The organism is Fodinibius roseus, assembly GCF_900129315.1.
GTDB lineage: Bacteria > Bacteroidota > Rhodothermia > Balneolales > Balneolaceae > Fodinibius > Fodinibius roseus.
Window position 1 is genome coordinate 102494 of the sequence record NZ_FQUS01000007.1, and the last position, 19885, is coordinate 122378.

The window sequence follows — 19885 nt, forward strand, 5'->3', positions numbered from 1 at the left end:
TTCCCCTACCTTTAGGGATAAGGGCGGATCTCCTGTCTATATGCCGGCCGTGTACGAAACCAGATGTAACAAACTATGGTAACCGTTTAACCTGCTAATCAAGTAACTTATACCTATAATTTTTTGAAAAACCAGGAATTTTGTCCAGGATCAGGGCCAGAGGAGGGTTGGAATCGCAGCATATCGCCTATATGTGAGGAGTTCAATCGACCGATAACGCCGACATCGCTCAAAAGAACGGTTTTGCAAAGCCATTACTTAGTAAACAAAGATTAAATGAGTAAAAAGAGAATGACGAACAAGATTTTGTATGTGCCCGTTGTGTTATTGCTGGCGATGTTGATGAATGTCGCCTGCCAGTCAAGTGAAACCGTCCGGAAAAGCCAGGCACCGGCCGTGACCCATACGGCAACGGATACCACCGATGCCGACTCGGATACGACGGGTGCGGAGACGGATTCCACTGAAACCGAGGAACCGTCGTCATACGAGGAGATTGTGGAGGAGGCGGACAGGTCCGCAGAGGGCTTGCTGAATCTGTATTATAAGGATGAGAAGCTGTACCTCGAGGTGCCCTTCGATCTTTTGGGGCGGGATATGCTCCTGTCGTCGACTATATCCGAGATCAGCGACAATAAACTGGGGACCGTCGGAGCCAAGCCGCACAATCCCCTGCAAATTCAGTTCGCCCGGGTCGACTCGGTACTGTTGCTGCAGAAAATTCAGAAAGATGCCATTGCCCCGGACAACAATCCCGGCATTCACCGGGCGCTGGACAGGAACAGTATAGGATCGGTGCTGAGAAAGTTCGATATCGAAGCGTACAACGAGGAGGAGACGTCGGGGATCATCGAGGTAACCGATTTCTTCGTCAGTGATACCGAAGAGTTGTCGCCGTTCGGGCCGATCGGGATGACTATCTCGTCCGCTCTGATAGATCAAAAGCAATTTAAAAAGAACCGGTCCTTTATCGGCGGCTTTAAATCCTTTGAAGACAATCTGACGATCAAAAGTCACCTTTCGTACGAATATACTCTGAAAGAACAGGCGGGGAGCAGCACGGAAGAGGACACCCCCTTTACCGCGGTCATGACCCGTACCCTGCTGCTTCTGCCGGAGGACCGGATGCGACCCCGTATCGCAGATCCGCGCATCGGTGTTTTTACGACCCGCAAGAATAAATATTCGGGGTCGGGGGACAAAGTGGAACCTGTGCGCTACGCCCGGCGATTCCGGCTGGAGCCCAGGGATGTCGAAGCCTATAACAACGGGGAGCTGTCGGAACCGGTGGAACCGATCACCTTTTATGTGGATTCCGACTTCCCCGAGAGCTGGCGGGCCACCATCAAGTCGGCGATCAGGGACTGGAATGAGACGTTTGAACGCATAGGATTCGAGCATGCGGTCCGGGCCCTCGATTACCCGGAAGAGGATCCCGAGTTCGATCCGGACAATCTTAAATACAATGTCGTGCGCTATGCGCCCGCCTCGGTGCAAAACGCCATGGGGCCCTCCTGGATCGACCCGCGAACGGGGGAGATTCTCAATGCTTCCGTGTATATCTATCATGATATTGTACGGCTGCTGAACAGCTGGCGCTTCATCCAAACGGCCCCGGCCGACAAAGCGGTCCGGCAAACGAAGCTCCCCGAATCATACCGGAAAGAGGGCATCGGCTATGTGGTCCGCCACGAAATCGGTCACACGCTGGGATTCATGCACAACATGGCGGCCTCCCACGCGGTCCCGGTCGATTCCCTGCGGTCGCCCTCGTTTACCAGGAAGCACGGCACCACCTATTCCATTATGGACTATGCGCGCTACAATTATGTGGCTCAGCCGGGGGACAAAGAAAGGGGTGTACAGCTGACGCCGCCGAAATTCGGGTTGTATGACTACTATCTGGTGGACTGGAACTACCGCTACTTTCCCGAAGAAGTGTCGAAAGAGGATCAGAAAGAACGGTTGACCCGGTTGGTGGATGAAAAAGCCGGTGACGACCGGTACCGCTACGGTGCCCAGGGAGCCTACCTGGATCCCCGTTCTCTGAGTGAAGACCTGGGGGACGATGCGGTTGAGGCCTCAACATACGGTATTGATAATCTTAAATACGTGATGAATCATATAAACGAGTGGGTGGAAGAAGAGGATACGGATTACAGCTACCGCCAACGCATCCGGAACGGCATGATCATGCAGTATGTCCGCTACCTGAATCATGTATACCGGAATGTCGGGGGGATCTATCTCAATAAAAAATATGTGGGTGATTCGCGTCCCCATTACCGTTCCGTACCGCGGGAAAAACAGCGGGAAGCTTTTCGTATGCTGCTGGAGGAATTGAACCGGCTGGATTGGCTTGAACAGGAGGAGGTGGTAACAAATCTGCCGCTGACCGGCAGCCCGTCGGCTGTTATCCGGAATCAACTCATCGAAGTGATTTTGGGAGCCCCGGAACGAGTTCATCTTTCCGCCTTAAAATCCCGGGAAGAAAATCCCTATAGCCCCGAGGATGTGATGGAGGATATATTCAACTCGCTCTGGAAGGAACCTTTACAGGAGAAGTCCACGCTCACGGAGGCCGAGCGCGAATTTCAGAAAGCCTATGTTCAGGCGGTCATTGCTAAAAGCGGGCTGGAGAGAGCAGGTGCCACCGGTACCTCCGCTTTTGCATCAGACGACAGGGATGCGCATGAGCTTAGGATAAAGTTGCCCGAGTTTGTGGAGGAGCACCTGCGGACGGAGTTCGGAAGCGACCTCTATCGGAAGTACATTGCCCCAATCTCCTCGCATGTCAATGCCGGAAGGTCGGACCCCGTGTCGGCCTCTTTCGGCACCGCCCGCATTCGCTTTCACACGAAGCCGGTATTGGATCACTTGAATTACACTTATTTGAAGAAGGTCAAGTCGCTGCTGGAAGAAGCTGTGGCAGATGATACCGCTGCTGCCGGTGCCCAATCACACTATGAACTGTTACTGCGCAATATTGAAAACGTTATTCGCTAAGATGTCATTTAAGATCGTAATGAAGAAAATAAGTCTTGCCGTTGTGCTCCTGGCTATGTTTGGTGGGATATCAATGGCGCAGGAAAAAGAGGATTCCACCCGGACCACGGATTATGAGGAGCTGTTTGAGGACAAGCCCGTGGAAAGTTCGGAGGGTATGATGATCCTGCGCAAAATGGACGGGAAGGTCTATTTTGAGTTTCCCACGGAGCTGCTGGATAAAAAAATGCTTCTGGGCGCCTCCGTAGAAGCCACCAGCAATGCCGCGGATGCGGCGATGGGAGAGCAGCCGGACGCCCCTCTGCCCATTTATTTTACGATGGATGATTCCACCATCTACCTGCGTGAAGTCAAGGTATCGCCTGTGACCGGGGACAGCGCGCGGGCCATACAATCTGCCCTTGAGAAGAATAACCTGGGCCCCATTCTGGATTCTTTTGATATCGAGGCCGTTACACCGGACAGTTCCGCGCTGGTTTTTGACGCCACGGGCATCTTTATAAACGGCAGGGATGCCATTGATCCTTTCGGTCCCTATGCCGGTGTTTCCTCTTTATTTGCCAGCAAAAAACCAACATTCAAGAAAGGCCGCTCCCAGCTGGTCGACGTCTCGGCTTTTGAAGATAATATCACGATCACGAGTTATCTGTCCTACGACATATCCTCCTCCTTTTTGGGATTTCAGACGGAGAATGAACGTCCCGCCACCTACCGCATGAAGCACACCCTGGTGTTGTTGCCGGATCAGACCATGCGCCCGCGAATCAGTGATCCTCGCATAGGAATTTCTTCCAATGAATTTTACAGGATTTCCGGTCACGACAACGGCACAGAGGAGGTGCGGTATGCCAACCGGTGGGAGCTTCGGCCGGAAGACCCGGAAGCGTTCAGAGAAGGGAAACCGGTCGAGCCGGTGGTCTTTTACATTGATAATACCTTTCCCGATGCCTGGGTCCGCTACGTGGAGGAAGGCGTAGAAGACTGGAACAAAGCGTTTGAACAGGTGGGGTTTAAGAATGCGCTGGTGACTCGCCCGTTTCCGGAAGATGACCCCGACTTCGATCCCAATAACATTAAATACACGACGATAAACTATGTGTTTAGCAATAATGAAAGGGCCAAGGGACGAACATGGGTGGATCCCCGCTCCGGGGAAATTCTAAGTGCGTCGGTTTCACTCTACCAGGGAGTGCTGGACCGGCTGCGCAGGAGCATGTTTATCCAGATTGGGGCGGCTGAAAAGCGCGTCAGAACGACCGATATTCCGGATGAACTGCTGGGCAAGGCCATCAGGGACGTGACCGCACGGCAGGTGGGGCAAACGCTGGGCCTGACCCGCAATATAGGGGCTGCTTCGGCTATTCCGGTGGATTCCCTGCGATCACCGTCCTTTACCAGGCAATACGGGATCACTCCCTCCATTATGGATAATGTAACCTTCAATTATGTCGCCCAGCCCGGTGATGTCGAGCGTGGCGTAAAAATGACGCCCAATGATTTGGGAGTGTATGATTACTATGCCATCAAGTGGCTCTATACCCCCATCCAGGAAGCTGACAGCCCGGAAGAAGAGGTTCCTACGCTGAGAAAATGGATTGCCGATAAAATTGACGATCCCATGTATCGCTACCGGGAATACGATTCGAATAGCACCCGGGACCCGAATTCACATCGTAATGTACTGGGCTTGCTGGGCAGCGACCGGTTACAAGCCGCACGCTATGCGATTAAAAACCTGAAGTACGTATTTGAGCATATGAACGAGTGGGTCAATGAGGAGGATGAGGATTACCGGTTTCAAACCGAGGTAAACTTTTCGGTTCTTAATATCGAGTTTTACTGGTACTGGCGGCATGTTTTAACCAATATCGGGGGCATTTACCAGCATCGGAAGTATGAGGGCGACCCATTTCCGGCTTTTGAGGTGGTGTCCGAAGCAAAGCAGAGAAGGTCGCTGACCTTTTTGCTGGAGTCGCTGGAAGCCACCTCCTGGATGAATAACGAACGCATCAACCGGGAGATGAATAATATCAACGGGGATGTACAGAACCGCAAAATAGCGGTCTTGTTCCCTTATATCCTGCGATGGGGCGTGGACCGGATTGAGGTGAGTCAGCAGAAGGCATACGGCGCTACGTACACACAGCAGGAGTTTTTAAATGATGTATTCGATTATGTCTGGGAAAGTACCATGGCAGGAAGCATCCCGACCAGGGCGGAACGCATGATGCAGACGCTGTTGACCGATTACCTGATTGACAACTCACCGATCCGGGATGGAACAGGCGAGGAGGGAAGTGGTGCGAGTGCCAGTGCGTATACATGGACCGACAACGACCGGGCCCTGCTGCAATACGGGCTGCCGGATTTGTCCAGCCACAATAACCGCATATTTGCCCTGTATGGGGATGGAGCCGCAATGTCACAACTTACTATTGAACGTCTTACGGGCCTGCCGGCCCGCGCCAACAGCGAAAGTACAGCAGATATCTCGGATACGATGTACACCTTACTGAAAAAAAGTAAAAAGGTGCTGGAAACGGCGGTTGACGAGCAGGAGGGGGATGTTAAAGAGCAATATGAATATCTGCTGCTGAAGCTTACCAAGGCACTGGAAGCGGATTAAAATATGGAGACCATGTATGTTATGGTCTCCATCTAATAACAGAAGCCTTTGTAAAACCGTTCTTTTACCCCATGTCGGTGTTATCGGCCGGTTGAAACTCTCACATATTGGCTTATATGCTGCGATTCCAACCTCCCTCCGGCCTTGACTTAGAATAAAATTCCTGGTTTTCAAAGGCTTCTAATAAAATCAACTATATGCACTACCTGAAAAAAGAGTGTTTCTCCTTACTTACTCTTCTTCCTGGGCCTCAGCTGCGCTATTCCGTTCTTCGGCTGCCCGGTTTAGCTCGCGAACCGTATTCTGATTTTGATCTTTTTCCTTGACGCGGGCCGACTTGCCCTGACGCTCTCGCAGGTAGTAGAGTTTCGCCCGTTTGATATCGCCCTGTTTGCGCAGCTCAATTTTGTCGATAAACGGTGAAAAGAGCGGAAAAATACGCTCTACTCCGATATTACCGGCCGAAATTTTACGAACCATAAACGTTTGGTTGGCACCGGAACCCCGGCGGGAGATAACGAGCCCTTCAAACTGCTGGATTCGTTCTTTGTCTCCTTCCCGCACGAGATAGTGCACATTTACCGTATCCCCGGTTTTAAACTCGGGGTACTTATCGGTCATTAATGTCTGTTCTGCTAATTTTAACTTATCCATGATAATTTTTACTACTGTTCGTTTCTAAATTTTTTATACATCTCAGGACGTACTTGTTTGGTACGCTCCAGCGATTGTTTCAATCGCCATTCTTTCACTTTTTGATGATTACCCGATCGCAGTACCTCCGGCACATTCATCCCCCTGAATTCGGCGGGACGCGTGTAGACCGGTCCCTCCAGCAGATCGTTTTGGAAGGAGTCGGTCAGTGCGCTTTCCGCATCGCCCAGCGCGCCGGGCAAGAGGCGAACGATCGCATCGGTCATCGCCATAGCCGGCAACTCGCCGCCGGAAAGTACATAGTTGCCTATGCTGTATTCCCGGGTGATCAGTTCATCCCGCACGCGCTGATCGACCCCTTTGTAATGGCCGCACAGGAACAAGAGGTTTTCCTTGACGGAAAGCGCATTTGCATCCTCCTGTTCAAACAGTTCGCCGTCGGGCGCGGCAAAAATGATTTCATCATACGGCCTCCGGCTCGTCAGCTGTTCGACACAGGAGAATATGGGCTGAGGTGTCAGCACCATGCCGGCGCCCCCGCCATACGGGTAATCATCCACCTTCCGGTGCTTGTCTTTCGAGTAATCCCGCAGATCGTGAATACGGATCTCCACCAACCCCTCTTCCCGGGCCCTGCCCACAATACTGTGATTCAGGGGTCCTTCCAGGAGCTGCGGTACGGCCGATATGATATCAATACGCATCATATTTATTATTAGACATCCCCCAGTTGTTCGAGGTTCCGGCAATGTATCTGCCGGTGCTCCTCGTCGACCTCCGTAACATACTCGTCCACAAAGGGGACCAGCAGCTGTTCCAGGTTGCGGGTGGAGATCTGCAGGATGGGATGAGCGGGGTTGTAAAGCACCTCTTCCACGGTGCCGATCCGGCTGCCGTTCATCCGGACCTCAAAAGAGGTCATATCCACCGGGTCATCCTGCCGGTCCAGCAGGTGTTCTACCTGTTCGCGATCCGCATAAACCGCATACTGTTTCAGCCTGTCGGCCTGTGTGCGATCAGTCACGTGCTCAAATTGTACAAAGAACGAAAGTCGATTGTGTTTTTCCTGCACCCGGACCGACTCCACCCGGGCGGGGACCAAGTCCCCTCTGGCATTTTCTATACGTACCAGATCAAGCGAATCAAAAAGTGTAGGAGCGTCCAGTTCGGAGATGATCAACACTTCTCCCTGTACGCCGTGAGACCGGGCAATATACCCGATTTTCTGATACTGGTTTTCAATTGATTCCAGCATAATGGGCTTGGCCCTGCCGATAATACGTTCGGCAAAGCGTTGCTTTGATAATGATCGTTTATTTTATTCTTCCTCGCCGTGCTTATCGTCCCATGCACGCCGAACGGTTACCCGGTCTTCCTCTTCCGTTACAAAACCTTCTAATTCCTCCAGCGGCGTATCCTCGATATGCGAAATGGCCTCTTTGGCGAGCATCTCGCTGGAAACCGGCGTACCGGATTGATCTGTTTCCTCTTCCGCTTCCTGCTCATCGTCCCCGGCATCTTCTTCATCTTCAGAAGCTTCCGCTTGTTCGTCCTCGTCCTCTGCTTCATCGGGTTCCGGCTCTTCATCTTCAGAGGCCTCCGCGTGCTTGTCCTCCGCTTCCTCTTCTGAGTCCGGCGCCGATTCTTCTTCGGCTGATGAAGCTTTTTCCTGCTCCTCCGTTTCATCCCGGTCGTCAGCGGAAGGCTCCTGCTCTTCGGTGTCCTCCTCATCCTCTTCTGATGCATCCGCGGACGCCGCTTCCTGGTCTTCGTCTTCCTCATCCTCGGAATCCTCCTGAGCCTCGACTTCCGCTTTCTGTTCCTCTTCTTCTTCAGCGGTTTCTGTTTCTTCGGCCTCTGCATCGGCTTCTTGGGCTTGTGCCTCCTGAGGTTCTTCCGCTTCCGTTTCCTCTTTATCGGAAGCCTCTACCTCTTCTTCTTCATCCGCTTCTTCCTGCTCATCTTCTTCCGCAGCAAGCGCTTCCTGCTTGGCCTTTTCGCGGGCCGCTTCTTCCGCTTTTTTCTTAAGCTGCTTCTGGAACTCTTTCTCCTCGGCTTCGAGCAGGGCCTGTTGGCGTTCCTTGCGCGTGGGCACTTTCTTTTCCTTGGCTTCACGCTTTTCACGCCATTCTGTTAGGGCTTCTTCAATCTCTTCTTCCGACTTACCCCATCGCACCAGGTGCATTTCGTACATGATCCCCTGATTCTTAAAGATGGAACGAACGGTATCCGAAGGCTGCGCTCCCTGCCTTAACCAGTAAAGAGCGCGTTCCCGGTTCAGTTCAAGCTGATTCTTGGGGGTGATGTTATCAAAACGACCCAAGTCTTCGATGATTCTGCCATCTCTGGGTTTTCGGCTGTCGGCCACTACGATATGATGGATCGGTCGTTTTTTTCGACCTCTACGTTGTAATCTAATTCTTAACAATGGATTATCTCCTTATTTATAACTTTAATTTTGCGTTGATTTCTATAGAGGATATTGTCGGAACCTTGCGCAATACAAGTGCGTAAACAAAGATGCCGGACTGGGCTAAACAGTACGCGGCATCCGATCATATATTCGTTTATCTGCCAAAGGGTAGTTTGTTTTTCATGCCTTTCATGCCCTGCATCATTTGACCCATCTTGCCCATGCCGGAAAATGATTTCATCATCTTCTTCATTTGCTTAAACTGCTTGAGCAGGTCATTGATGTCAGAAACGCGGGTCCCCGAACCTTTGGCAATACGTCGCTTTCGGGTGGCGTTCAGAATATCCGGGTTGTGTTTCTCTTCCGGGGTCATAGAGCAGATAATGGCCTCGATAGGCTTGAAGGAGTCGTCGTCGATATCAGCGTCCTGCAACGCCTGCCCGGCTCCCGGAATCATACCAACAAGATCCGAGAGGTCGCCCATTTTCTTTACTTGCTGCAGCTGCTCGTAAAAATCCTCCAGGTCAAAGCTGTCAGACTTTATTTTTTTCTGCAGCTCCTGTGCTTCTTTTTCGTCAAACTCTTTTTGGGCTTTCTCGACAAGCGAAACCACATCTCCCATGCCCAGGATGCGTTGCGACATCCGGTCGGGATAGAAGGGAGAGAGAGCGTCCAGCTTTTCGCCGGTGCTTACAAACTTAATCGGCTTTTGAACCACCGTCTTAATCGACAGGGCAGCCCCGCCGCGGGTGTCGCCGTCAAGCTTGGTCAGCACGACACCATCGTAATTGATGGTTTCATTAAATTCCCTGGCCGTATTGACCGCATCCTGTCCCGTCATGGAATCGACGATAAACAGGGTCTCATCGGGCTGAACCGCCTCTTTAATCTCGGCAACCTCATTCATCATCTTTTCGTCCACGTGCATCCGTCCCGCCGTATCAATAATAACGGTATCCAGGGCCAGGCTTTTGGCCATGGATACAGCTTCTTTGGCTACGCGGACGGCATCTTTCTGTCCGATGGAATACACCGGCACATCGATGCTGTCAGCCAGCGTTTTCAGCTGGTTGATGGCAGCGGGACGATAGACATCGGCTGCCGCCAGTATAGGGCTCCGGTTGTTTTCCTGTTTCAGGTACCGGGCCAGCTTGGCGCTGAAGGTTGTTTTACCGGAACCTTGCAGGCCGGCAATAAGAATGACGGTAGGAGGGGTGTCGGCAACGGCGATGTCAACCCGTTCCTGCCCGAGTATCCCGGTCAGTTCATCATGGACAACCTTCGTAAACTGTTGTCCTGGGTTGACGGCCGTCAGCACATCTTCGCCCATGGCGCGATCCTTGATATCGTTCGTGAACTGTTTGGCAACTTCGTAGTTCACGTCGGCATCCAGCAGCGCACGGCGTATCTCCCGGACCGTCTCCGCAATGTTGACATCCGTAATCTTAGATTCCCCCTTCAGCGACTGGAAGGCCTTATCTAATTTTGACGAGAGATCTTGAAACATGGGTGTTCGTGGATTCTAAATGGTTTTCGTTCGTGCGATGAAATAAGCACGGGCGCAAAGTCTCGCAAAATAAGGACAATGAAGGCTATTATCAACAGGATATATATTTTAAAAGCATATAGAATTATTGGCAGAGCTTGATACAATATTGTCTGATGGGTTTTCCAAAAGGCTTCTGGCAATAATTTCAAAGCCTTTTCGGATTTGATAATAAACTTTTGTTATTTTCGAAGGCGTAAACTAATGGAAAGAAAAGACTGAGGTAATAAATTTATGGCGGATGGACAAGGATATGGCTTGTTAAAAGGGAAAAAGGGGCTCATCTTCGGTGCACTGAACGAGCAGAGCATCGCATGGCGCATTGCGCTGGCCTGCAAGCGGGAGGGAGCGGAGTTTTCCCTGTCGAATGCGCCCGTGGCCCTGCGTTTCGGAGAGCTGGATAAACTGTCGGAACAGACCGGAGCGGAAGTCTTTCCCTGTGACGTAACCAAGGAAGACGAGATTGAGGAATTGATGCAAGAGGTGAAAGAGGAGCACGGGAAGATTGATTTCATCCTTCACGCCATTGGCATGTCGCCGAATGTTCGCAAGAGTGATAGCTATCAGAAGCTAAATTACAACTGGATGCAGCAGACCCTGGATATCTCCGCTATTTCGCTGCACAAGGTTATTCGCTATGCGGACGAGGCCGGAATATTGAATGAGGGAAGCAGCATTGTGGCCCTCTCCTATATCGGAGCACAGCGGATCTTTTCGAAATACAGCGATATGAACGACGCCAAGGCGCTGCTGGAGAGCGTGGCCCGGAACTACGGGAGCCGCCTTGCAGACCGGGGCATCCGCGTCAACACGATATCGCAGGCGCCGACCAAAACATCGGCCGGGAAGGGCATAAAAGGATTTGACGGGATGTATACCTTCGCCGATAAATTAGCGCCCATGGGCAATCCGTCGGCCGATGAGTGTGCGGATTACTGTGTCACGCTGTTCTCCGACCTGACGCGCAAAGTGACGATGCAGAACCTCTATCACGATGGCGGTTTCGTCAATGCCGGCATCGACGAGGAGATGATTAACGACCTGGCAAAACTGTACGGGGAGGAAGACCGGGAAGCAGAATAGTTTACTTCTGTGAATGTTTTCGATTTTCGGGTTTATAACATGTTCCACGAAGAAGAATCCGACCAGCAACAGCTTGATTTCAAGTGACGAGAGTTTTGCAGTTGGCTATAAACTCTGCAGGTAAATGACCGGCCTCCAATCCAAATCCCCGTTATACTGAGGGCACGTCTACTGATTTATGATACCTGGAGGGCACCCGGGGTACCGTTTTTAACGATAAAGGAGGCTCTTGTTTTAACAGGTGCACCTGAGCTGGTGACATAGGGCAGGATACGAAAATCCGCTCTAAACTCCTCCGGCGTCAGCCTGCAGCGGACATAGCCCCGCTGGGCATTGAAGAATTTGATATGAGGATTTTCCCGTAACAGCCGTTTGCCGAGTGAATTCGTATCCTGCCCGTCACCGGAAGATGAAATACTGGTTCCCATAAATTCGGTACCGAGAACCGGGGAATCGGGATTACTGAAATCTTCCTTCAGATTATTTACCCAGTTTTTATGGGAATCCCCCGTCAGTACCACCATGTTTTTGATATCATTGGTTTTCAGTACCTCAAACAGGCGATTTCGCGACGCTACATAACCATCCCATTTATCCATGCTGTAGGCCGTGCCCTCCCCGGCTTTTCGATCCCCCTGGGCCATCATAATCTGCTGAGGTAAAATGTTCCACCGGGTATCAGAATTTGCTAAGTTGTTAAACAGCCAGGTTTCCTGCTCGTCGCCCAGAATGGTACGGGAGGGATCCAGCCGCTCGGAACAACCCGAATGAACGCCGTCGTCACAGGCGAAGTCCGTTCGAAACTGGCGGGTATCAAGGACATTGAACGTTGCCAGGTCTCCAAAAGTAAAATCCCTGTACAATTGCATGTCTATATTCTCGGGTATGGATGCCTTTCGCAGCGGCATGTGCTCGTAATAGGCCTGAAAGGCGTTGGCGCGCCGGGCTAAGAAGTCTTCGTTATTATCATAGGGAGGCCCTTCTCCGCCCCAGTTGTTTTTGACTTCATGGTCATCGGGCGTCACAATCCAGGGAAAAGCGGCGTGGGCGGCCTGTAAAGAGGGATCACTTCTATACTGTGCGTACCTGATGCGATAATCTTCCAGCGAATAAATTTCATGGATGGGCAGATGTCCCCGGCCGATTTCGCCCTGTCCGCCTTTTTCGTAAATGTAATCTCCCAGGAAAAAAACGACATCCAGACCTTCTTCCACCAGGTGATCATAGGCGGTATAGTATCCCGATGCATAATGCTGGCAGGAGGCAAAAGCAAAGTTCAGTTCATCAGGTTTGGCGCCATAAGCGGGTGCTGTTTTGGTCCGTCCGATGGGACTCGTTTCACCATTCGCACGAAACCGGTAATAATACCAGCTGCCGGGAGCCAGTCCGTCGACCTCCACGTGGACAGAGTGTCCGTATTTCGGCCCCGCAACGGTGCTGCCCGAGCCAACAAGCTGGCTGAATGACCGGTTTCTCGATACTTCCCAGCCGACTTCCACCTGTTCCGGGGGCATCCCTCCCCCGATCAACGGGTTGGGGGCCAGTCGGGTCCACAACACAACACCGCCCGGAAGGGGATCGCCTGATGCTACGCCAAGGGTGAAGGGGTAGTTCAGTGATTTGGCGGAGGTATGCAGGAACGGGAAAGCAGAAGTCAATCCAAGCCCGGTTAAGGTAATGGCCGACTTTCGCAAAAAGCTGCGCCGGTCCAGCCGGTTGGTTTGTGGCTGCTCAACCTGTTGTTCTTCCCCTTCAGTATTATCTTTCATGCCGGTTTTATTCATGAGTCTTTTATAATGTTAAACGGTAACGAAGGCGTTGTGCGGTAACCTCAAATCGTAGCCTGTTTTTCTCCGAATATTATTCTGAGATTAAAATAGTATATGCCGCTCCCATAGTCTTTAAGGAAATGTTAAGGAAATATTAGCATTATGATAGATTCCTGAATTGCCTTTCAATGAAGTAATTCAACTTGTTCTGGAAAGGTACAGGTTATTTTGGGTTCACTTTTCATTTTTCTGAAATCTTCTCAGCAGTTCGCCCAGGAATTTGTTGGCATACACCTTGTTAATATGATCCATGTCCGCCAGGATGACGAGCCGGTCCTTGCTACGCGAAAGCGCCACATTGAGCAGGCGCGGAACCGCCAGCCCGTTTTTTTCTTCATCAAAGGGCCGCACCGAGTAATGCCGCCGCCGGCCGTATGAGTCCTCCCCGCTCATGACAGTATCAAAAATGATCACCTTCTTTTCCCTTCCCTGGAAGGTGTGGATCGTTCCCACTTCCACGACATCCAGTCCCTGCTCATACAGCTCGCCCCGGATATCGTACACGGTGCTTCGAAAAGGCACAATGACGCCGATTTCCTCCATCGGCACATGGTTTTGGAGGATCAGTCGCTTCAGTATCCGGGTCAGGATGACGCTGTGGACCTCATTTACGGGACTGAATCCCCGTCCCTCGTCTTTCTGGGTAAGCTCCGGGCCGTACTTTTGACTGTCAATCACATGGACCGTGGGCGCTTTGGCTGTTGTCGGGGCAGATGTCATCTTCCGCTCGTTGCCGGGGGCGGCCGTTTTCAGTCGTCCCTCATAGAACACCGAACTCAATACCTCCGCCAGGTCTTTGTTCAGCCGGTATTGCGTGTCAAAAAAGGTGGTCAGCGGGCGGTTCCGGTCGTGCCACGCAAAAAGGTCTTCGGTGCTTTTTGCTTTGGAGGCATAGGTAAAAATATCTTCTTCCAGGAACTGACGAGCTTCCATGTCGCCTGTTATGGCGATGGGGGGTAGCTGCATGGGATCACCCACCACGACAATATGGTCCCCGGCCATGGCCGTCAGCACCATCAGGTACGGCAGGTTCGCCATCGACGCCTCGTCGATGACGACGGCGTCAAATTCCTGCCCGTCAAAGAGGTCGGAAGTACACACTTTAGCCAGGGTCGTTGCCACCAGCTGCATGCCTTCAAGCTCCCTGCGTTCGTTGACGGAAATGAGGCGGTCAACTTTTTCCTCCAGCGCCGCCTCGCCCCCGTGCTTGTCGAGCCGTTCGCCCAGCCTGGCGATCTCATCATCCAGCTCCTGCGGTACCGATTCCCCGTGATCCATCAGGTTGTCGATCTCTTTTTGGAGCTTTTGATATTTCCCCAGCAGGTTGGAAAGGTCGGCGGCCTGCCGTTCCTGTTCCTTTGCTTTTTTTTCAATATGCCGGTCGAACAGCACCGTTTCCAGCCGCTCGCTGTCCAGCGCCATTTCCCCGAAACGCGTCGCCTTTTCTTCCAGGTGTTCTTTTTCTACCGCCGTCAGCGCCTCCAGCGCACTTAGCAGTCCCACATCCACCGCCCGGTTGGTATTCGCCGCGAAGAGCACCCGTTTCCCCTTGATCAGGTAGTTGGCAATCATAAAGCCGAGGGTGGAGGTCTTGCCCGTTCCCGGGGGACCCCAGACATACAGTACCTTGTTTTGAAGGGCTTTGAGCAGCGATTCGTGCTGGGCGTCGTTTCTTCTGCTGTCGTCGAGCACACGTGTGTCCGGGTCCTTGCTGTGGTGCCGGTCAGCGTCGGGGTAAAACAGGCGTCCTATCCGTTCCCGCACCTGCCGGTCTTCCCTGTCCAGTATTTTTTGGAGTTCGGTACGGAGCCGGCGCAGGATAAAATCATTCTCCCACTCCAGGGTTACCTTTGGGAGGGTGCCGCCAAAATTATGGGGAAAATGCAGGATCGCCTTTTCCTCGGATATTTCAACCGGGTAAAGCTCGAATTCTTCCTCATAGCCTTCCATTTCCGCGCGGATGATTTCCGCGAACCGGAGGGAGGTGTTTTTTGACTCAAACTCGTAATAGAACACCCCCGGCGGGTGATGGTCCGACAGCACCCCATCAAACAGGACCTCGTGGGCCGGCTTTTCGCGCACCGCCTCTATCTCGGCATTGACCGCCTCCAGCGCCCGCTTGATGAGTTTTTTGACTTTTTTGTCAGACAAAGGGATATCGCTATTAGTTATAAATTATTGGTGTCCGGAGAAACTTTTAAAACGCTCAAAAAAGAGAGCTGGTTTTCCCCATTTCTTTCTGCTCGGCCCGCCCGTTCCCTTTCCGCGCCTCATCTGCCAAGGCCGGGAGCATGGAATCGCAAACTTTTTCCAGATTAACCGGGAGACCATATGAACAGGAATTTGGAATCAATTTACTATTTAAAAAACGGACCATATAGCCTTTTATCAATAAAAGTATAATGTATAATTTTTTACCGGACACTAATGATTCTCCATTCGTAATTCCCAATTTACTACTGGTCCCAGAGCTCAGCCCGGATGGTATCGGCACTTTTCGGGGAAATTTGATATTCCAGTTTAATGCGCCGGCGGTCCGGAATTTTCTGTTCCACCAGTTTGGCGCTCTGCGCCGTGTACAAGATGAGATCAGCCTCCCGGACGAACAGCGGCAGGGACTTCCCGTAGGTTGCACCCGCCACGAACGAGCCGCCAAATTGAATACTCACCTTTAATTCATTGATGATTTTGGGAATGGTCTGGTCCTCCGCGGTCACCAAGCCGATGGTTTCAATGGCCGCCCGATCCACAATGGAGAGCAGCGTATCGGGATTGATGCTGTAGACAATCGGCAGCAACCGGCCTTTTTCAGCATACTCGCGAAACTTGTTTACCAGCTGTACGGGCACGAAAAGAGCGTCGTAGTTGACGGTCTTGTTGTATTGATTCGCATTCAGCACGCGGCTTCGCACGCCCACTTCCCGCTGAATGGCATCGGCAATCATTTTGCCAAGCTCATCTGTTTCGCCAATGCTGGCACAGCTTTCGATCCGGTCGGGCCAGTCCATAAAGCTCAGCTGCTCCTGGAAAAGCTCATCCAGTTCCGACTCATCGAGGCCATAGCCGATCAGCTCTTCCAGGAGCTTACGCATCTTTTCGGCACCTATCTCCAGCCGGTCGGCTTTATCCAGGTTGGTATTCTGCCGTTCCACGATAAAGCCTTTACCGCGTTCGCCACGGATAAGCCCTTCATCCGCCAAAATGTGATACGCTTTGCGTACCGTATGAAAACTCGACTCCAGCTGCTGTCCCAGCTGACGCGTAGAGGGCAGCGTTTCGCCCACCTGGAACTGCTTGGTGGCGATCATCAGGCGGATCCGGTCGGCAATATATTTGGCGGAGGTTTTCACTTATTTTCTAACGCGTATTCTATGAGGTTCAATTAGCAGTAACTTGCCTGAATAATGATCTTGAAGTGGATGATTTAAAAAGTAATTATTCAATCGCTCAAGAATTTGATCAATGACTTCAGGCCTATTTTTAACCTGTAATGCAATAATGCCGTGATATTGATGAGGCGGATAAATTATAAGATCAGCAAAATCGCCATTAAGTGTTAATAAAATAGCATTCAACGATTGAGCTTCTGAAATAACTTGTTGGTCTGGAGCATTCGTAGGAAGATGGTCTCTTAATAAATGGACATTATATCCCTGATGCTTTAAAAAATCACTGACAGATCGTGGAACACAATGATCTATAAAAAACCGCATCAGGCTGTCAATTCAAATTCCGAAAGATCTCTGGCGTAACGAAGACAGGCTTTGATATCATCTTTTGTAAGGTCAGGAAACTCTTCAATAATTTCTTCAAAATCATATTCTGAAGCAAGGTAGCCCAAAATCAGACTTACCGGTATCCGTGTATTCTTTATTCTCGGTTTCCCTTTTAAAACATCAGGCGTACTTTCAATATGATTTTGCCAGTCTTTCATGATCTTATTTATTCATTCATACTAATATATGCAAAATTTTAGTTTCTTTTATAAAGCAACAATCCCAATTTACAAGGCCTTCTACTTACGCTTCTCCACCAGCTTTTTCAGCTCCGAGACCAGCATCAGCGATTCGATGGGCGTCATGCGGTTGGGGTCGGAGGCCTCCAGTTTGTCGATCAGCATTTCGAGGTTGGGATCGATCTGGGTTTGGAACAGCGACGGCTGGGTAATCTGCTCCTGCTTCTCCATCTCCCGGGCGGCTTTTTTGACCGCCTCTTTCTTTTTCCTGGCGCCTTCCTCAAGAGTACCGTTGCGGTCGGTGACATCCAGGCTGTGGCTCTCAAGATTTCCGAGGATCTCTTTGGCCCGTTCGATGACAATGGAGGGCAGGCCCGCCATATCGGCGACCTGGATGCCGTAACTGTGGTCGGCGCCGCCGCGGACCAGCTTGCGGAGAAAAATGACTTTGTCGTCGTGCTCTTTGACCGACACATTGTAATTTACGATATGGTCGTACATATTTTCCAGTTCGTTCAGCTCGTGGTAGTGGGTGGCGAAGAGCGTCTTGGCGGCCACGGAGGGCTGGTTGTGCAGGTATTCGGCCAGCGACCAGGCAATACTGAGTCCGTCGAACGTGCTGGTGCCGCGGCCCACTTCATCCAGCAGAATCAGGGAATTGCGGGTGGCGTTATTAAGGATATTGGCCGCTTCGTTCATTTCCACCAGGAAGGTGCTCTCGCCCGCCGCCAGGTTGTCGGAAGCCCCCACGCGGGTAAAGATCTTGTCCACCAGTCCGATGTGGGCCTGCTCGGCCGGCACGAAACAGCCGATCTGCGCAAGCAGCACGATAAGCCCGGTCTGGCGCAGGATAATACTCTTGCCCGCCATATTGGGACCCGTGATAATTAAAATCTGTTCGTCTTCATTCTCCAGGTGGATGTCATTGGGTATAAACGGGTCGCCGGGCGGGAGGGTCTTTTCCACCACCGGGTGCCGCCCCTTGGTAATATCGATCACCTGGTCGTCGGCGATGGCCGGCTTGCAGTAGTTATTGCGGTAAGCGACCTCGGCGAAACTCTGCAGGCAATCGAGCTCGGCGAGGGCCTGGGCAATCTGCTGCACCTCTTCGGCAAAGTCCGCCACATACAGGCGCAGCTCTTCGAACAGTTCGTATTCGAGGGTTTTGCTGCGCTCTTCGGAAGAGAGGATTTTCTCCTCGACCTCCTTCAGTTCAGGGGTGATGTAACGCTCGGAATTCACCAGGGTCTGTTTGCGGATGAAATGATCCGGCACTTTCTCGGTATGCGTGTTGGTGACCTCGATATAGTAGCCGTAGACCTTGTTGTAGCCGATTTTTAGCGAGTTGATACCGGTTTCGGCGGCCAGCTCATCTTTAATTTCGCTGATATAATTTTTGCCGTTGCGGGCAATATCGCGCAGCTCGTCCAGCTCCTCGTTAAACCCGTCTTCAAAAATTCCGCCGTCGCGCACGCTGGCCGGGGGATCCTCTACAATGGCCTTTCCGATGCGTTCCTGCACTTCCACCAGCAGTTTCAGGCGATCCAGGATATCATTCAGCAGGGGCTCTTCGAGCTGGTTAAACTGCATTTTTATGCGGGGAACCTGGGCCAGCGACCGCTTCAGCTTCTCGAGGTCACGGGCATTGGCACGTCCCACGCATATTCGGGAAATAAGCCGCTCCAGGTCGCCCACCTGTCCCAACTCCTTGCGCAGCTGCTCCCGTACGTCGTGGTTCACGTGCAATGCTTCCACCGCGTTCAGCCGTTCCCGGATCGGGCGCATACGTTTGAGGGGACGCATGATCCACTTGCGCAGCAGGCGTCCCCCCATGGCCGTGGCCGTATCGTCAAGGATCGAGATAAGCGTACCCTCACTTTGTCCCTCCTGTATTGTTGTGGTCAGTTCCAGGTTGCGCTTTGTCGAGCCGTCCAGCGCCATATACTCCTTGTTCTCGAACGACTGCAGCCGCTTAATATGTCCAAGTGACGCCTTTTGAGTCTCCTGCAGGTAGTGCATCAGCGCACCGGCTGCCGTGTGGGCTATTTCCTGTTTTTCCACGCCAAATCCTTTCAGGGAATGCGTTTCGAAATGGTCGGTCAGGAGGTTGTACCCGTACTCGCCCTCGTATACCCAGTCTTCAATGAAGGTAAGGTTGTAATCCAGCAGTTCTTCGGGGACATTGTTCTTCAGGTTCTGTGGCAGCAATAGTTCGGAGGGGGTCACCGACTGCAGCAGATCGCTGAGCTGCCGCCTGGTGATCTGGCTGAGCGCAAATTCGCCCGTGGATACATCCGAGAAAGCCACGCCGGCCGTTTTTCCTTCCCAGTAGACGGCTGCGGCATAATTATTCCGTTTGTGTTCCAGTAATTTTTCGGACATCGTAACGCCGGGCGTCGTAATCTCCGTCACTTCCCTGGAGACGATCTTGCGTCCCGCTTTTTTTGCGTCGGATGGATTTTCGACCTGCTCGCAAACCGCTACCCGGTGGCCCTTTTTCACCAGTTTCGGCAGGTAGGTGTCCAGGGCGTGATAGGGAAAACCAGCCAGGGGCGTCTGGTCGCTTCCATTGTTGCGTTTGGTAAGCGTGATCCCGAGCTCTTCGCTCACCAGTTCGGCATCGTTGGCAAAGGTTTCATAAAAGTCGCCGACCCGAAACAGCAGAATCGCTCCCTCGTGTTCCTCCTTGATATCGTGATACTGGCGCATCAGCGGGGTTAAATCTTTTTTCTTTTTTTTCGTGGAACTCATCAGTGATTCTGGGTTGAATACG

General features: G+C 51.8%; 14 protein-coding genes. 3 read left to right on the forward strand and 11 right to left on the reverse strand.

The features are described 5' to 3' along the window. Positions 1-291 precede the first annotated feature (291 nt). Positions 292-3006, forward strand: a complete 2715-nt coding sequence (locus BUB16_RS08140; protein ID WP_211483129.1) for a zinc-dependent metalloprotease — start codon at positions 292-294, stop codon at positions 3004-3006. Positions 3007-3025: 19 nt separating this feature from the next. Continuing rightward, entirely contained in the window at positions 3026-5632 is a 2607-nt protein-coding gene (locus BUB16_RS08145) for a zinc-dependent metalloprotease (RefSeq protein WP_170864329.1), read from the forward strand. A 231-nt stretch (positions 5633-5863) separates the two neighbouring features. On the opposite strand, the gene rplS is transcribed toward BUB16_RS08145, so the two are convergent. From rplS to ffh, 5 genes are all read right to left on the reverse strand, one after another. Further along, a complete protein-coding gene (rplS, locus tag BUB16_RS08150) occupies positions 5864-6286 on the reverse strand; it encodes a 50S ribosomal protein L19 (RefSeq protein ID WP_170864330.1) in 423 nt (140 codons plus the stop codon). Between the two features lie 11 nt (positions 6287-6297). Then, positions 6298-6990, reverse strand: coding sequence for a tRNA (guanosine(37)-N1)-methyltransferase TrmD (trmD, locus tag BUB16_RS08155; RefSeq protein WP_073062377.1), 693 nt, complete (start codon positions 6988-6990; stop codon positions 6298-6300). Between the two features lie 11 nt (positions 6991-7001). Further along, entirely contained in the window at positions 7002-7541 is a 540-nt protein-coding gene (rimM, locus tag BUB16_RS08160) for a ribosome maturation factor RimM (protein ID WP_073062058.1), read from the reverse strand. 63 nt (positions 7542-7604) lie between these two features. Next, positions 7605-8714 carry a 30S ribosomal protein S16 gene (gene rpsP, locus BUB16_RS22185; RefSeq protein ID WP_073062061.1) on the reverse strand — a complete coding sequence of 370 codons (1110 nt, stop codon included), beginning with the start codon at positions 8712-8714 and terminating at the stop codon, positions 7605-7607. 139 nt (positions 8715-8853) lie between these two features. Continuing rightward, the gene (gene ffh / locus BUB16_RS08170; protein WP_073062065.1) at positions 8854-10206 is read right to left on the reverse strand and encodes a signal recognition particle protein; all 1353 of its coding nucleotides are present in this window, start codon (positions 10204-10206) and stop codon (positions 8854-8856) included. A gap of 273 nt (positions 10207-10479) precedes the next feature. On the opposite strand from ffh, the gene BUB16_RS08175 reads away from it, so the two are divergent. Beyond that, positions 10480-11328: an enoyl-ACP reductase FabI gene (locus tag BUB16_RS08175; RefSeq protein WP_073062068.1), complete on the forward strand. Its 849-nt coding sequence runs from the start codon at positions 10480-10482 to the stop codon at positions 11326-11328. 176 nt (positions 11329-11504) lie between these two features. Here BUB16_RS08175 and BUB16_RS08180 read toward each other — a convergent pair whose 3' ends face one another. From BUB16_RS08180 to mutS, 6 genes are all read right to left on the reverse strand, one after another. Then, positions 11505-13112, reverse strand: a complete 1608-nt coding sequence (locus tag BUB16_RS08180; RefSeq protein WP_211483130.1) for an alkaline phosphatase D family protein — start codon at positions 13110-13112, stop codon at positions 11505-11507. 219 nt (positions 13113-13331) lie between these two features. Further along, on the reverse strand, positions 13332-15308 hold the full coding sequence (locus BUB16_RS08185) for a DEAD/DEAH box helicase (RefSeq protein ID WP_073062071.1): 1977 nt from the start codon (positions 15306-15308) through the stop codon (positions 13332-13334). 305 nt (positions 15309-15613) lie between these two features. Beyond that, positions 15614-16507, reverse strand: a complete 894-nt coding sequence (locus BUB16_RS08190; RefSeq protein WP_073062074.1) for a GntR family transcriptional regulator — start codon at positions 16505-16507, stop codon at positions 15614-15616. Further along, the gene (locus BUB16_RS08195; RefSeq protein WP_073062076.1) at positions 16508-16870 is read right to left on the reverse strand and encodes a DUF5615 family PIN-like protein; all 363 of its coding nucleotides are present in this window, start codon (positions 16868-16870) and stop codon (positions 16508-16510) included. Further along, positions 16870-17091: a DUF433 domain-containing protein gene (locus BUB16_RS08200; protein ID WP_073062080.1), complete on the reverse strand. Its 222-nt coding sequence runs from the start codon at positions 17089-17091 to the stop codon at positions 16870-16872. The genes BUB16_RS08195 and BUB16_RS08200 overlap by 1 nt, the downstream gene beginning before the upstream one ends. 81 nt (positions 17092-17172) lie before the next feature. Beyond that, positions 17173-19863 (reverse strand): DNA mismatch repair protein MutS, encoded by a 2691-nt coding sequence (mutS, locus tag BUB16_RS08205; protein WP_073062083.1) that lies wholly within the window; start codon positions 19861-19863, stop codon positions 17173-17175. Positions 19864-19885 lie beyond the last annotated feature (22 nt).

What these genes read in the sequence shown, in the direction of transcription:
- BUB16_RS08195 (WP_073062076.1), bottom strand. Translation starts at nt 16,870, where the DNA reads ATGCGGTTTTTTATAGATCATTGTGTTCCACGATCTGTCAGTGATTTT.
- BUB16_RS08200 (WP_073062080.1), bottom strand. Translation starts at nt 17,091, where the DNA reads ATGAAAGACTGGCAAAATCATATTGAAAGTACGCCTGATGTTTTAAAA.
- mutS (WP_073062083.1), bottom strand. Translation starts at nt 19,863, where the DNA reads ATGAGTTCCACGAAAAAAAAGAAAAAAGATTTAACCCCGCTGATGCGC.
- BUB16_RS08145 (WP_170864329.1), top strand. Translation starts at nt 3,026, where the DNA reads ATGAAGAAAATAAGTCTTGCCGTTGTGCTCCTGGCTATGTTTGGTGGG.
- BUB16_RS08140 (WP_211483129.1), top strand. Translation starts at nt 292, where the DNA reads ATGACGAACAAGATTTTGTATGTGCCCGTTGTGTTATTGCTGGCGATG.
- BUB16_RS08180 (WP_211483130.1), bottom strand. Translation starts at nt 13,112, where the DNA reads ATGAATAAAACCGGCATGAAAGATAATACTGAAGGGGAAGAACAACAG.
- rplS (WP_170864330.1), bottom strand. Translation starts at nt 6,286, where the DNA reads ATGGATAAGTTAAAATTAGCAGAACAGACATTAATGACCGATAAGTAC.
- trmD (WP_073062377.1), bottom strand. Translation starts at nt 6,990, where the DNA reads ATGCGTATTGATATCATATCGGCCGTACCGCAGCTCCTGGAAGGACCC.
- rimM (WP_073062058.1), bottom strand. Translation starts at nt 7,541, where the DNA reads ATGCTGGAATCAATTGAAAACCAGTATCAGAAAATCGGGTATATTGCC.
- BUB16_RS08175 (WP_073062068.1), top strand. Translation starts at nt 10,480, where the DNA reads ATGGCGGATGGACAAGGATATGGCTTGTTAAAAGGGAAAAAGGGGCTC.
- ffh (WP_073062065.1), bottom strand. Translation starts at nt 10,206, where the DNA reads ATGTTTCAAGATCTCTCGTCAAAATTAGATAAGGCCTTCCAGTCGCTG.